The following is a 14,730-nucleotide window of genomic DNA, read 5'->3' on the forward strand; positions in this document are numbered from 1 at the left end:
AGTTAAGAATCTGATCAGTACATAAAAAAGATCAGCTAATTACTGATCTTTTTCTAATTCTATTGGGTTTTCATATTTTTTATTTTCTTCTCGTTCTTTTTCTCTCTGTCTTACCATTTCCTGACCTTTTATTATTGTCGTTCCATAACTTGCAAGTACAGCAGCAGAATTTGCTTCTGCATTTCTTAATGCTTGTTTTAATTTTTGTTGTGTTGTTTCTATAGCTTCAGTATATCTGTTTTTCTTGATGGTAACTAACTTTCCTTTTAATTTAGATGCAGGTATAGATTTTACCAGTTCAAAATCAAAATCTCCTTTATCATCTGTTATTTTGACAATTAATCCTGGTAATCCACTAAATTTATATGGACCATAAGGCAATGGAATTTCAGGAGAATACCATGCTATCCAGTTTCTTCCTTTAAAGGTAACTTCTGCTTTTTTGCAATTAATTGTATTGATCACTTTAGACTCATTAATAAGTTTCCAATTCTTTATTATTGGTTCTTTATAAGTAAGTAAAGACATTCCAACTAATCTAAAATATTGTATATTTTCATTAGATTGAATTATGGTAAAAGATAAACCTGTTTTTGGAATCACTGTTCCTTTTTTCCAACCAAGAGTGATACTACCATCAGCATTCTTTGTTGCTGTTCCTGAAGCCGTCATTACAGAATCACCCTTAAGTGATATATTACTTGCGAAAAATGCACGGTTATTCCCTATCTGTAATAAAAATTGTTCCTCATGTTTATAATCAGTTCGTAAATCGAATTTAGCTTTTAATTGGTAAGTAAATTCACCATGAAGAGTATCCTGTCTGTATGATTGTGCATAAGATAAAACACTATAAAATAAAATGAATATTTGTATTAGTTTTTTATGGTAATGCATAAGAGATATTTTTCATTATAAAATTGCACTTATAGTCTTAATTTTCACTATAAGTGCATTAATTTAAGCTAATTAGGCTAGATTATTACTAGGACCATAGTGAGAAGCCGACTTACAATAATTTGCTTCAAGAGCTTCAACCCACGCATTTGCTTGCTCTGCTGTCCAATCTTGAGTAGTTGTAGCTTGTACACCGCAAGAAGTTTCAGCATACCAAACTTGACCTCCTTTTACAGATTTAAGGTTTTCACGAGTCATTTTTTTTAATTTTTTCATAAAATATGTTTTTAATCAGGTCTCAAATATATACAACTAACTCATATCTATAGGATATTTTTTATTATGTTAAGCAGTTGTTTATCTGATAAAAACATATTTTTCACTTAAAAAATTTTCGTATAAAATTGAATTGATTTTATCATATTTCCTACACAAAAAGTATTCATTAAAAAAATGCTTTTTATTATTCCTGATTATGTTAAATAATTAATTTCAAACAGAAATTTTCACATATAAAGTCTAAAGGTTGTTTAATTATTTTGACGCATTACCATCAAATTTAGCATTTTACCCTTTTGCTTTTTTGCCTTTTCCTTAAAACCCTTTAGGAATCATAATCTTCTTCGGATCATTCTCATCATACATGATTTCAATAGTTCCGGATTTAGGAACAGAAGAGAGGTTCAAAAGACTGACAATTTTCTTGTAAACAGTAATATGTTCTGTTCCTCTGAAATCTTTAAAGCTCACCTGAAACATAATCTGCGGCTGATCATTGACAAGAAGACCTGTCTGGCTTACACTGATAATATTGGCTTCAGCATTTCTTCCTGAAAAGAGGATTCGTTCTTCTTTTTTATTTTTAAAAAGCCTGCTGATCAGCAACTGAAAAACCAAAATATAAATAAGAGTCATTACTCCACTGAAAACAATCGGATGCATGAAGGTCAGAAATCTCCAGCCAAAATCAAAGGATTCCCGCATATAGAAATAATAGTAGAGCCCAATCACGTAAGTAATCAACAGGACAGTAAACACAATTCTTAAAATGATTCCTGAGGTATTGAACCCGACTTTCTGATCGCATAAAATAAAGTAAGGTTCCTTTGAAACATTGGGATTTAACAGTACTTTCACCTTATTTCCGACATCAAACCTTTTTTCCTGTGGTTTGGAGTCGTGAAACATCATTTCATGTTCAATTCCTGTATTTCTGAGATTCGGAAACGAAAGTATAATCTGAATGATATTCATATTGGTTTTCGGAATATACTTCAGGAGTTTATAGTTGATGATTTTGGCTTCTCTTGGAATTCCGTTCCGCAATATGGATTGAATAGTATTCTTTTCTTTAAAAGTCTTTATAAAAAGAATATTGATAAAGAAGGCCATCACATACAACCATATGAGCAAAGAAAAACCGAGATATCCATAGCTCACAGCTAATGAATTTCTCGGTTCTGTTGCAAGTTCCTCACCCATCATATAGATGAAAATGGGAAAAGGAGCACTGAAAAAAAAGAAAAAAGCCCCCCAGAAAATGATCAAAAATTTCATAACGTTTATTTTGTGTGGTGAGATAAAGTTATGATTTCTTATTGAACGGGAGATATCTTTTTACACCTCTTTTTCGAAATAAAGTCTGTAGTATTTTCCTTTATCATCTTCTCCGGTTTCAATTTTCTGTCTGTCTCCGTGGATGTAGATGTGGAAATTTTTATCCAGTTTAATGATACTTTTAAAATGTCTCTGAGTCTTTTTTACCGCAGCTTCACTGATCGGGAATTCTTCAGCGATGTTCACCTGCATTTCCTGTTCGTAATCTGTTTTAAAGTTGACAAAACTTTCAATCACGTGTTCGTCTCCCAATACTTCACTGGCAAAATCATCTAACTTAAATTCTTCTTTTTCTTTGAAGAAATTGATAGACTTATTAAGGAAGTCCGCCTGGTCTGCTTTGGAAACTTCAAATTCCTGAGGCAGCTGTTTTGTGATATAATCTTTATAGACCATCAAGGCCTCCTGCGTGTGAAAATATTCATCATCGCGCTGTTTTACCTTCAGGAAATCTTCGAACCAATAGTACATATCTCCGTTTTTGTTGTTGTCAACTACAGAAAGTACATATCCGGTTTCTTTATCATTGTTGTAGACCAAAGCGGCTTTATCAATTTTAGATAAACCAATTCCCTGATCTTTTTCAATATCAAAAGTTTCTTCTGAAGGGTTGATTTTCAGGAAAGATTCTCTCTTCTCTGTTTTGAAGATCCCGATCTTGTCTACTTTATCAGGACGGTCACTTTCATCTTCAAAAAGTACGATAAAAAGTTCTCCACTCTGAACTCTTGGGTTTTCGGCAGCATCAAAAAGGTGTTTTGCAATATTCTCCGACTCCCAGATGAACTTGGATTTATCCTCAAAAATTTCTGATACAGCACTGTAAACCGGGTTATTTACCAGGTAAGTATCACTGTAAAAATGAAAAGTTTCTTCTGATTTAAAGGAACCTAAAAAGTAATCTTCAAGCATTTCTGCCATTCCTTCTTCCAGCTTCAATTCTTCCTGGGAAAGCGTCAGGGAATCTCCATTGATCTTATTTCCTACTCTGTGTACTATTATTTTTGAAAACATTTTTCTGAATATTTGGACTGCAAAGATATTCATTCTTATTCTTTCTGCGAAACCTAAAAATTTTCATTTTATTCTGGGTGAAATTTTATCCCACTGTATCATTCTGAATGAAATGAAATTTAGTGAAGAATCCCATAAACCTGAATATCAATTAGATTCTTCATTCGTCAGAATGACAACAGCTAAACCATTTGGCCTTTGAAACAGTCCCAATTCTCAGTCGTTCGTTTGTAATAGGCTTGATAATAGAAGTTTTTGGCTTTCATTTTTCCAAATTGATAAAACCCTTATCATTTTGACATGCTTTTTTGTTTTAAAAATTCAGCAACAAATACATAATTATTTAAATATCAAATATTTAAATAAAACATATTTCTAACGGAATACCATTGGCATCATGATTTGAAAACATAGAAAAATGGACTTAAAGACATTAAACAGACTCGATAAGCTGAGAAGATTAAAAAGCAGAGGACCTGAAACTCCAAAATGGCTGAAGCCCTATCACCTGCTCTTTTTTGCTTTTTTAACCATTTTCATCTTTGGCGCCATCATCAGAATGCTGGAACAGAATCACCATTAAAATATAATATTATGAATTACCTACAAGCCGTAAAGGAAATCACCGACGTGGTTCCCGATTTCGAAAAAGAAGTGAAAGAAATTAAAATTCAAAACTCATACAGCATCATCCACACTTTCACGGAGCGCATTAAAAACATGATCCGCCAGAATGACAGAAATCTGCTGTTCAGAAGTTTACAGAAAATGGAAAAAATTTATACTGACGGAGATACCGTATTAAAAAATGCTATTGAAACTACTTTCATCTATTCTCTGGACAATTGTACCGCTTTCTGCAGTGAAGAATACAGAAAAGTGATTTTTAGTCACATTTCTACCAACCTTCAGAAGGTATATTCAAGACAAATTTACAGTCACGGTATATAAAGGTTTTATTACATTTTTTATCCGTTTCATTACAAAGTGTTTAAATTAAACAAAATCAAAAATAACTCACAATCAATAGATTATGAAAAATAAAATAAGAAGAATTTCAGATTGGAAAACCTGGAAATCTACGACTAGCAGACACAATACAGAGATATTACTCACTCACATCGCTGTAATAGTATGTGTATTTATTTTTGCGGCCTGTCTTTAAATTTTGGTATACATTTCGCTGCAATATAAAGTGTTTGAAAAATTCTTAATTATGATGAAAGTACAAATGCAAACTATTAATCAAAAAATAGCTGTTGAATACTTAAAATTTTTCTATCCGCCACTTCGCAAGGAAATCACACAATTGTCTGTTCAGGACAATTTTGCTGGAATCATGCAGGCTACCGTGAATTATCTGAAGAATCTTTTACAGGAATCTAAAATCAGCATTATTGCCCATCACCTTAAACTGATGGACTCAATCTATAAAAATGGGGATTCTTATGTAAGAACCATGATTGAAAATCTGTTTGTAAGATCTTTTGAAAGCTTCAAAAAACACGCAAAGATTCAACATTGGAAACTCCTTTATCAATATATGCCTGTAAGCTTCCAGATCATTTATAATGAGCAGCAGAAGCAGGATATGATATATTTTGGAAAATAACATGTAAAACAAAGAGCAAAAAGGCAGATAAGTGAATTCTCCTTTTTGCTTTTTTGTTCTGTTACTGACAAATCACACCCTTTCCTATTTCACCAATACGTGCAAAACCCTTACTTTTGCAAAAAAATAACGATGAAGTACCCTTTTTACGCAGCAATGATAGGCCTCTCTCTGGTTTCGTGTGGAAATAATGACAGCACCATTGACGATCCGAAGCCAATTGATAGAGAAATGTATCAATTTGAATTTAAAAGCTATGCTGTAAAAGGAACCACTCTTTATACCGGATCATTCGGAAGTAAATCTAATCCTGATGAGTCTTATCTGAACAAATACTGGAGCACGTATCAGGAACCTGCCTGGAAAAAGATAAGCCTTGATCTTACCAACAAGACCATCAAACTGATTTCCGAAACCTCATCTACAGACTTCACTTATAGTTTCACGATTGTAAATGACTCCGTACTCATCAAAGAGAATACTACTAATAAACCAACTTATATTGGTGATTTCAATAAAAATACGTCCTCATTCACTTTAAAAAGAACTTACAGATACGTTAAAAGAGTACCCCGAACCGATGGAGAAGGGATGCTGATTACTAAAAGTGCACATTTTGGAACAACCCAGTACGAAAATATTTTTGGGAATATATTTACCACTCCTTCTGAAATGGTAAAATCAGGAGATCAGGTTTTATGGACAAATATTGAATATTACTACAAGAAGTTTTAATCAATCGATGATATAATAAAAATCCCTCCAATGAACATGTTGGAGGGATTTTCTATTTTTAAAAGTCTTATTTCGTCACAAACACTTTCTCAATGGTCTGCGATTCTTCTTTACTCAGTTTTGAGGATTTCCCCAGTTTAGCAATAAAAGCATTTACTTCTTCCGGGGTTGCCGGTGATCCCAGATTTTGCGCTTTATCATCAAAAGAATCTGCCAATACTTCTCCTTTTGGGTTCAGAACCAGCCAGAAAGGAAGTCCGGCATTTTCACCTTTATATTTATTCATCAATTCCTGCCCGCCAGGGTTTTCAAGACTTTTCTTTTCGCCTCTTTCCTGAACATCCACATAAGCAGTGACGAATCTTTTATCAAAAATAGGTTTGGCTTCAGGAAGATTCATGTTTTTTTCCATCATCTTGCACCATTTGCACCATGAAGCATGGAATACCAGTAAAACATTTTTATTGTCTGCTTTAGCTTCTTTGAAAGCTGTATTTAATACTATATCTGCTTTTTCCTGTGCTGCTCCTAACTGAAATAAAAACAGTGTAACAACGATAATAATTTTAGAGTATTTCATTCTGAATTTTTGTTTAAATCTACACGAATTTAGGCATTTAATCGTTCAATTATTTTATTTAACTTTAAATATTATTATAAAGAATGGGATATAAATATTTTTACGGTTTTCTTCTAGCTTTCAGCTTTGCAGGATATAATGCTCAGGTTTCCGATGCGGTAAAAAAGCTGGCACAGCCTTTAGATACTATTTCTTATGCTGAATCATCTCATATCGGAGTCGGTGGAGAAGAAAGTAAAATTTATAATCAATTTAAAAAAGTTGCCAAAATAGCGAGCAATGACGAGCTCTATTATTTTGCGATGAATGGGAGCAATGCATTAAAATTATATTCAGGGAAAGAATTGTTTAAAAGAAAGGATAAAAGATTTTTAGACATCTATACACTTTACTCCAGAAACCCTTTAAAAATGGAGTATATTTTAGGTTGCACCATAGATAGTAAAAATATTACAAAGTTTTTGAAAGATGAAGTATATGCTGCTCCACAATATATTTCATTACGGGATGGGTTATTAAAAAATAATAAACAAGATGAAATAAGAAAAATACAACTCAAGCAAATTAAAGAAATGGGCTATGGTAAGCTTACGGAAGGAGATGTCAGGACAGTAAAGAAAGATTTGGAGAAAATTGATCAAAAACAAAATTAGTTTCCCTTATGTAATACAATACGCCTAAAGTTTCATCCCATTCAATATATTAACTTTTAGTAAGTTTACAAAATGATTGAAATAAAAAAATATTCTAATCAGTCAGGACATCCTGAGCCAAGACGGGTCATCAAATACACATTATTCTGGTGTGATCATGGAAGTGCTGAAATCCTGATTGACGAAAATATTTTCATCCTGAAAACCGGCCAAACCATAACCATTACTTCAGGGCAGTTTCATCAATTAAAATCGGTGGAAGGAGAACTTACGGCATTAGAATTTACCCTGGACTTCTTCTCTAAAAGTGACAGTGATATTGAACTTATTTTTCACAATGGGCTTTTTTGTCATTTTGGAATGAATGAAATAATTACTGTACTTCATCCCGAATTTTTCTCTGAAACACTAAACACCATTGAAAAGGAAATTCTGGAGCAGCCTTATCAGTATCTCATTTCGACACATTCCCTGGTAGAATTGCTGTTGGTAGAAATCAACCGCAGCAAAATTGCCAACGGTGATGAAATATGGAAACCGGACGCTTTATTCTTAAAGTTCCTGGAAAGTGTCAGGACTCATTTTAAAAATAATTACCAGGTTTCTCATTTTGCTGATATCCTTGGAACCACTGAAGCCAAGCTGAATGAGGTTTCAAAACTCCATACAAGCAAAACCGCCCAGAATGTCATCTACAGCCTTATTATTTCTGAAGCGAAGAGACTTTTACTCTATGAAAAACTAACAGTGAAAGAAATTGCATACCTTCTTGGTTTCAACGATCCTTTCTACTTTTCAAATTTCTTTAAAAAACATACATCCCGTTCTCCAAAAGATTATCAGAAAGCGGTAAAGGAAATTTAAAAGAAATCAGGATGGGAATCAGATACAAAAGTTGGAGAAATCTGTAATTCTGGATTTTATAAAACGCAAAGATTTATTTTCAATTCCGTTTTATCTTAAGTGAGCAAAGAAGTGAATCGATATTCAATCGATTTTGATGAAGCATGTGCCTAAAGCTGTACTCTAATTTATAGCTAAATGTCAATATACCGAATTCTCCACAGGATTTGAGATTCATCCAGGATGGTTTATACATTATCATCGCTTACAGCTTACAGCCTTCTGCTTCCCTTCATACAAATATTCTATGCTTTTCCCGGAATTGTCTATTCTTTAGGCAATGGTTTTCGCTGAACTTTGTACCTGTAATTAAAATCTAAAAATAAGGTATGAAAACTCAACAGGACACTGCCGTTTTTTTGTTAAGGATAGCTCTGGCATCCGGATTTTTATCTGCTGTAGCAAGCAGGCTGAATCTTTGGGGAGCTCAATCTTCAGGATGGAAAAAATTTGTCGGCTATACTGCTGAAACGAATTCATTCTTACCGCAGTCATGGGCTTCCATAATTGCCATATTATCTACAGCTGCTGAATTATCAATCGGCATTCTGCTTCTTATAGGGTATAAGATAAAAGGCACAGCACGGTGCGCCTCTATTCTTACTTTATTTTTTGCGGTTGCGATGAGTATTTCTTTTGGCATTAAAGAGCCTTTGGATTATTCTGTCTTTGCATTCAGTGCCGGAGCATTTCTTCTGAGTACTTTCTCCCGCTATCAATGGAGTCTAGACCAATTTCTACAACAATAACAATTAAAATTTATATATCATGAACACCAACATTCACGATTACATCGTAAAAACAGAACAAAAAGAATGGCAGCCTTTAATTGAAAAAGGGATTCATTATGAAGGTATTTTTGTAAAATCTTTAAAATTTGATCCGGAGAAAAACCGCTCTACCAGCATTCTTTTAAAATTTGAACCGGGAGCCAGCTATCCTTATCACAATCATCCTGCCGGAGAAGAACTGTTTATCATGGAAGGTGACGCTGCTATTGCAGGTACCCAGCTTGAAAAAGGAGATTATTTGTACACTCCGCCGAATTTTAAGCATTCCGTGAAGTCGGAGCATGGGTGTACTATTCTTTTTGTGATCCCTGAAGAAGTAGAGATTCTTTAACCCATTAAAAACAAAACCACAGTGAAATATTTTACTGTGGTTTTCTCTTATAAAATATTGCAGCATTACACTGGCATTTTTATTTCAAGGCGGCTTTGTTTGATGATACAGGTCTGAAATTAATTAAAGTTTTTTTCTTTCTCACAATATCCACCAGAGTCTGTACTGAAAAAGTGAGAATGATATATAGTACAATCAGCACCGACACATACCCAATTTCATGTTGTCTATACCCAAAAATTCCTTTTCCCCAGGAGATCAGTATCCATTGGATCATGTACATTGAGGTTAAATTTCTGCTGCAGTACTTCAGAACACGCATAAAGCCATTTTCCTTAACGTTTGCAGTTATTGTATTGATCAGCCATAAAAACAGTAAGGTCCAGCCTGCAAAATAAATAACCCCGCCAGGCCCCATATGATAAAATCCGTTGTAATTATAATCACCATACAGAAAAACCAACGGTGCACCTATGGCAATAAACAACAGTCCTACATACAGCATATTTCTAAATACCAGTTTGATGTTGTAGTTCAGTTCCTGAAACCATTTACCGAAAAACATTCCGATGATAATAAAAGCCATCCATGGGAAAACAGGAAAATAGACATATGCCGGATAATCTGTATTGAAAAGAAGATCCAGAACATAATTGATCACAGGATAGTCAAGATTAATTCCGCTCACTTCTCTGGATATCAGTGCAACGAATAAGCCTATCGCCAGAATAATATATTTATTTTTCACATACTCTCTGATAAACCCAACGAACAGTAAAGACATCCCTGCCAGCTGTAAAATATCACCCAGCTGTACCAGATATACATACTGCTGCCCTATAGGAGCATGCCATCCGTATTTCTGGATAAAATTATCGGGAGCAAAATTAAAAATAACAGGGATCATAAATTTCATAAAATTCATAAAGAGACCTGCAAACACCAGTAAAACACCCCGTTTTAATGCACTTTTAAGACTTTGATGAGTGGAAGTCATAAAGGTAATTCCCATACAGATCAGGAAAATGGAAGTTCCTCTTCCGAGAAAAACAATAAAACTGCCAATTGCTGTTTCATATTGTGATTTTACATTGGCGTATACCAGTAAGGTATGTATAATGATCATTCCGATAACACTTATACCTTTTATTAAATCCAGAGTGAGGATTCTTTTGTTTTGTTGTTCCATAGTTTTATTTAGTGAAAATTGTGGATTAGATGGATAAAATTGTATTCATTAATTTTTCGTTAAACAATATTTTTATTTATTCTAAATAAAAATCAAATATACAAATTAAAACCACTCCTTATAATTCATTAATAAATTTTCATAAAATATTAATAATTAAAGATTTAATTCCACATTAAAACCCATTTCAGGTCAATATCCGTCCCTATCCATTCATATAATTTACCCTTAAATCCTTTCAAAAATGAAATGATTAATATCCCTCTACATAAAAAAACTCTTCCTGGGTGGAAGAGTTTTTACTATAGTGATTATGATTTAGGCAATTCAGGGGGACGCATTTTGTATTTGTAACTATTTAACGTTTTTAAAAATGCTACGATATCAAAAACTTCGTCGTCCGTAAGATTCAATTTTTCCACCATTCCTGATTTATGGGGAAATTTCGGGTCATTGATCTGATCTTCTTTTGGAGTTTCTCTTCCCATTCCTGCGTTGTACATCATGACAATGTTAGCCAGCTCAGGGAAAAGCCCGTTGTGCATGTAAGGTTTGTTCTCAGAAACCTCTCTCAGTGTAGGGGTTTTGAATTTCCCTACATCTTCATTTTTTTTAGTAACGATATATCTTCCCAAGTCTTCGTATTTCCTTCCGTAATAGGTGAGTCCGAGGTTATGAAACTTCTGGTCAGAAAAATAAGGAGTGTTGTGGCAGTTGATACAATTCGCTTTGGTTCGGAATAAATGAAGCCCATTGATTTCAGAGTCCGTTAACGCATCTTTTTTCCCGGAAACGAATTTATCAAACTTTGATGGCGGACTGATCAGAGAACGCTCAAACGTTGCAACGGCTTTTGCAATTTTCTCTTCTGTCACTTCTCCATTTCCGAAAGCTTTTATAAAGAAAGGCTTATAATCTTTAATCTTCTTGATATTTTTTGTGGCCATTGACATGTGAAGATTCATTTCCACCGGATTTTCGATAGGAGCTTTCACCTGCTCTTCCAACGTTGCTGAACGGCCATCCCAGAAGAATGTTTTGGCATATCCGATATTCACTAAAGTAGGTGCATTTCTTGTTCCCGTCTGTCTGTCATGACCAAAGGAAACTCTGCTCCCGTCTGACCATCCTATTTCAGGATTATGGCAGTTGGCGCAGGAAATCTGTCCGCTTTTGGACAATCTCGGATCAAAGAATAACATTTTTCCCAATTCCATTTTATCTTCGGAATAGGGATTATCTTCAGGAAATTTCATCTTAGACAAAGGTCCGATATCCTGAAACCCGTCTTTTGCTTCATCAAATAAGTGAGGAGCCGGCCATTTGCTCTGATCCCCGCTGCTGTATAAAGTACGAAGCTCTTCTACAGTATATCCTGTAGGATCATTTGAGGTATAACTTAATAAACATACTATTCCGGCAACGGCCAAAAAAGCGATATATCTGTCTTTCATTTATTTTTAATAATAAACATTCAACCCTACCAAGGCAACATGATTAGCTCTGCCATTGTAGTCCACTTGATTTTTATACGTACTGTTCATCAGCCAGGTCTGAGAAAAACTTCCGTACAGCTCATATCTGATTTTGTTCTGATCAAAGATATAACTTGCGTTAAAATTAAGACCAATTTTTGGAGTTGCGTCATAAGCAAAATCCGGCTGAGCAATTTTCATTGCAAAGATATTCTCTTTTGTGCTCTGATAAGGCTGATAATTGAATTCTTTTTCCAATGGAATATACAGGTTTTGCGAAAGACCAACCATTATTTTATGTGAAGGTTTTAAAGCAAATTCTTTTTCTGCACCCAGACGGTAATTGAAAAAAGAAAGTTTTCTGTCCATTACTACCGATGCATCTTTCACATGATTTTTCCCATATGCTGCATCAAAAAGAATCTTAAATGCTTCATTTTTATGGTTAAACCAAATCATACTATTCTGCCAGAAAAGATTCTTCTGCTCCAGGCGGTACGATCTGTATTCCAGAGGATAATTATAATTGGTATCCAGCTGATCCTGATAGGTCACCATGGAAGCCCATTTTTTACCATTATAGTTCCCTAAAAAATTAAGGTAGAAACTATGCAGATCTGTTTTTAGTCCGGAATATTTTGTATAGTCTTTATGCCAGTTAAAGACTGCGTCCTGATATTCGAAGACCCTGTAAAAGCGTTCAATCAGATTTTTATAATCATATCCGGCAGAGAAATGGGTACTTCCATTATTAAAAGCATATTCTCCACCCCAGATATAGCCTCCCATTTTATATTCAGAAGTTTTATACTCGGTATTCCCGATGTACTGATTACCATAACCTTCATTATAACGGATATAAATGCTGTCATTGGCAGGTACATTTCCTTTCATATTCACAAACATGATATCATTTCCCTTGTAATGATTTACGTAGCTCAGTTTCCCGAAAATGGCATGCTGTTTCCACTTTAAACCCAATTTTGCAAAGGCTTTGTATTTGTAATCATCTACCTTCGGTCTTGGATCTGCATTCTGACGGTAAGATTTGGCATACAACCCTTCTCCTCCCAACTGCAGGATTACAGGTTTTACTGGATTATAGGCAAACTGTCCGCTGATAAAATAGCTTTGTTTCTGCCATCTTGCCGAACGGGGAACCCAATAATATGAAGGGTTATAAATAAAAGAAGAATTTGTAGTTCTCTCATCGCTTAGAATATAGGGAACATCTTCTTCAGTTGTTTTGTCTGCTTTAAGTCTTCCTGATAATGCAATTTTATCATTCAGTTTATAAACTCCTTCAGACTTAAAAGTAAAACTTCCTGTTTCTCCTGCTGTCTGTACTCTTTTAAAATTTTGTTTTACAGAAGAATACTGAAAGGTTGTCCGTGAAAAATCCAAAGGCTGGAAAAATGAAATATACGGATCATTTATTCTGATATCCTTTTCTACCGAACTGATGTTAATACTATCTAAATGAGTAGTCTGAGCATGGAAGAACTGGCTGCCTAAAGCAACCAATCCCAACATACTGTATTGAAAGACTTTAATCGTCTTATTTCTATTATTGTGCATATCCTCTAGGGTTTGCTTTAATCGTTACAAAATCATTGGCAGAATTATTTGTATCCTGCAATACCATACGTCCATTGACAATTTCCTTCGTTTTACGGATTACAGAAAATCCTGTAAAAGTACCTTCAGCCTGCCCCAGAGAGTTGACAATGAAAGTTCTTGAAGCATCTATATCTGCAGGGAAATCTTTAGGTACTTTCTGCTCTTTATCCGTAATATCTATTCCGTCTATGATATAGTTTTTAGGAATTTGTAAAAACAGGGTTCCGGTAGGAGCTTTAGGAGCTGCAACTTTTTGCCAGCTTGCCACTTCTGCATCCGTTGCTCTCAGAATTCCTAATCCCAGCATAGAATTTACATTCAGGATTAAATCATTAGAGGCAATACTCCAGTAAGCAACCTGCATATCCGGCACCATAATATTCTGGATATCCCATGCGAAGGGCTTTTTACCAATACTTATATTATAATCTCCCATATAAGTTTCAAAGTCGGCATGGCTCAGATCAACAGTTTTGTCAGGCTCCTGTATTGGTATTCCTGTACCGTTAATATCATCAAAAGGCATCTTATGATTAATGGCCGTTTGAGCTACAATAATACTTTTCCCAGGCAAAATTGGGTACTGGCTACCGTTGCCCGGTATTTTGATAAGTATATTAGAATAAACATAATCCGTATTGGCTGCAGCACCTCCCCCGGCAGTTTTGCTCCAGTCATACTGCCCATTGGATAAAGTATAGGTGGTCACATTACTGTTCACATTTCCTTCCAGAAATACCAGGTATAATCCGTCAGCATAAATAGTCTGATCCGAGTTGTTGTGAACCTCAATAAACTGATCTCTGAAATTGGCTCCTAATTTATTATCCGAACCTGCATAATAATATTGTTTGATTACAAGATCTCCAAGGTTTCCACTGGTGATTCTGATCAGTTTTGAAGAAGTATTGGCATTGATGGTTACTTTTTCATCAAAACCTCCGAAGTGAACAATTTCATAGCTTGTTTCCTCTCCTATTTGCTGTTCATATTCACTCTGCTTCAGCTGTAATTCAGCCTGAATACTGTAACTTCCCGGCAGAACGGCATCTAATTTCAGTTCTCCGTTGGCATCTGTTTTTCCGATAATCTGATCTTCTGTGGCTGTATTTTTCAGGATAACAGTTACATTCGCTACTCCTTTGTCTGCTACGGAAGGGTATTTGGAAGCATCATATTTAATATTTACAGTAAACGGAACAGGCTTAATCTCGTTATTTCCTCCAAAGTCATCATCTCTGTTGCATCCAACAAGGGCAAGAACGGGAATTACTAACAATAGTATTAATCGTTTCATTATTTTTATTTTTAGC

At 34.7% G+C, this 14,730-nt stretch carries 17 protein-coding genes; 8 read left to right on the forward strand and 9 right to left on the reverse strand.

Features of this window, described 5'->3' with window-relative positions; genetic code table 11:
• Positions 1–39: 39 nt before the first annotated feature.
• From KYG33_RS09460 to KYG33_RS09475, 4 genes are all read right to left on the reverse strand, one after another.
• Complete coding sequence (locus KYG33_RS09460; protein WP_077419310.1) at positions 40–897, reverse strand: GLPGLI family protein; 858 nt, start codon at positions 895–897, stop codon at positions 40–42.
• Positions 898–969: 72 nt separating this feature from the next.
• A complete protein-coding gene (locus KYG33_RS09465; protein WP_077419309.1) occupies positions 970–1,173 on the reverse strand; it encodes a bacteriocin-like protein in 204 nt (67 codons plus the stop codon).
• Between the two features lie 318 nt (positions 1,174–1,491).
• Positions 1,492–2,454, reverse strand: a complete 963-nt coding sequence (locus KYG33_RS09470) for a hypothetical protein (protein WP_077419308.1) — start codon at positions 2,452–2,454, stop codon at positions 1,492–1,494.
• Between the two features lie 60 nt (positions 2,455–2,514).
• On the reverse strand, positions 2,515–3,528 hold the full coding sequence (locus KYG33_RS09475; protein ID WP_219073132.1) for a nucleoid-associated protein: 1,014 nt from the start codon (positions 3,526–3,528) through the stop codon (positions 2,515–2,517).
• 418 nt (positions 3,529–3,946) lie between these two features.
• Here KYG33_RS09475 and KYG33_RS09480 point away from each other — a divergent pair, with 418 nt between their 5' ends.
• The 4 genes from KYG33_RS09480 (at position 3,947) to KYG33_RS09495 (ending at position 5,875) form a co-directional block, all read left to right on the forward strand.
• On the forward strand, positions 3,947–4,111 hold the full coding sequence (locus tag KYG33_RS09480) for a hypothetical protein (RefSeq protein WP_232538993.1): 165 nt from the start codon (positions 3,947–3,949) through the stop codon (positions 4,109–4,111).
• A gap of 11 nt (positions 4,112–4,122) precedes the next feature.
• Positions 4,123–4,479 (forward strand): hypothetical protein, encoded by a 357-nt coding sequence (locus KYG33_RS09485; RefSeq protein ID WP_219073133.1) that lies wholly within the window; start codon positions 4,123–4,125, stop codon positions 4,477–4,479.
• Between the two features lie 265 nt (positions 4,480–4,744).
• Positions 4,745–5,140, forward strand: coding sequence for a hypothetical protein (locus KYG33_RS09490; protein WP_180564398.1), 396 nt, complete (start codon positions 4,745–4,747; stop codon positions 5,138–5,140).
• A gap of 132 nt (positions 5,141–5,272) precedes the next feature.
• Positions 5,273–5,875 (forward strand): hypothetical protein, encoded by a 603-nt coding sequence (locus KYG33_RS09495; RefSeq protein ID WP_219073134.1) that lies wholly within the window; start codon positions 5,273–5,275, stop codon positions 5,873–5,875.
• Between the two features lie 67 nt (positions 5,876–5,942).
• Here KYG33_RS09495 and KYG33_RS09500 read toward each other — a convergent pair whose 3' ends face one another.
• Complete coding sequence (locus tag KYG33_RS09500; RefSeq protein WP_219073135.1) at positions 5,943–6,455, reverse strand: thioredoxin family protein; 513 nt, start codon at positions 6,453–6,455, stop codon at positions 5,943–5,945.
• A gap of 83 nt (positions 6,456–6,538) precedes the next feature.
• Here KYG33_RS09500 and KYG33_RS09505 point away from each other — a divergent pair, with 83 nt between their 5' ends.
• The 4 genes from KYG33_RS09505 (at position 6,539) to KYG33_RS09520 (ending at position 9,133) form a co-directional block, all read left to right on the forward strand.
• On the forward strand, positions 6,539–7,108 hold the full coding sequence (locus KYG33_RS09505; protein ID WP_219073136.1) for a hypothetical protein: 570 nt from the start codon (positions 6,539–6,541) through the stop codon (positions 7,106–7,108).
• A gap of 72 nt (positions 7,109–7,180) precedes the next feature.
• The gene (locus tag KYG33_RS09510) at positions 7,181–7,972 is read left to right on the forward strand and encodes an AraC family transcriptional regulator (RefSeq protein ID WP_180564402.1); all 792 of its coding nucleotides are present in this window, start codon (positions 7,181–7,183) and stop codon (positions 7,970–7,972) included.
• Between the two features lie 368 nt (positions 7,973–8,340).
• Complete coding sequence (locus KYG33_RS09515; RefSeq protein ID WP_077419299.1) at positions 8,341–8,760, forward strand: DoxX family membrane protein; 420 nt, start codon at positions 8,341–8,343, stop codon at positions 8,758–8,760.
• A 19-nt stretch (positions 8,761–8,779) separates the two neighbouring features.
• Positions 8,780–9,133 (forward strand): cupin domain-containing protein, encoded by a 354-nt coding sequence (locus KYG33_RS09520; protein WP_077419298.1) that lies wholly within the window; start codon positions 8,780–8,782, stop codon positions 9,131–9,133.
• Between the two features lie 79 nt (positions 9,134–9,212).
• Here KYG33_RS09520 and KYG33_RS09525 read toward each other — a convergent pair whose 3' ends face one another.
• From KYG33_RS09525 to KYG33_RS09540, 4 genes are all read right to left on the reverse strand, one after another.
• Positions 9,213–10,322: a heparan-alpha-glucosaminide N-acetyltransferase domain-containing protein gene (locus KYG33_RS09525; RefSeq protein ID WP_180564404.1), complete on the reverse strand. Its 1,110-nt coding sequence runs from the start codon at positions 10,320–10,322 to the stop codon at positions 9,213–9,215.
• 311 nt (positions 10,323–10,633) lie between these two features.
• Positions 10,634–11,776, reverse strand: a complete 1,143-nt coding sequence (locus KYG33_RS09530) for a cytochrome-c peroxidase (protein WP_180564405.1) — start codon at positions 11,774–11,776, stop codon at positions 10,634–10,636.
• 6 nt (positions 11,777–11,782) lie between these two features.
• Complete coding sequence (locus KYG33_RS09535) at positions 11,783–13,375, reverse strand: DUF6850 family outer membrane beta-barrel protein (protein ID WP_219073137.1); 1,593 nt, start codon at positions 13,373–13,375, stop codon at positions 11,783–11,785.
• Complete coding sequence (locus KYG33_RS09540) at positions 13,365–14,714, reverse strand: DUF4876 domain-containing protein (RefSeq protein WP_149386773.1); 1,350 nt, start codon at positions 14,712–14,714, stop codon at positions 13,365–13,367. Before KYG33_RS09540 ends, KYG33_RS09535 begins: the two co-directional genes overlap by 11 nt.
• Positions 14,715–14,730 lie beyond the last annotated feature (16 nt).

Origin of the sequence: Chryseobacterium sp. D764 (assembly GCF_019317325.1) — a bacterium.
In the GTDB taxonomy this organism is placed as follows: domain Bacteria; phylum Bacteroidota; class Bacteroidia; order Flavobacteriales; family Weeksellaceae; genus Chryseobacterium.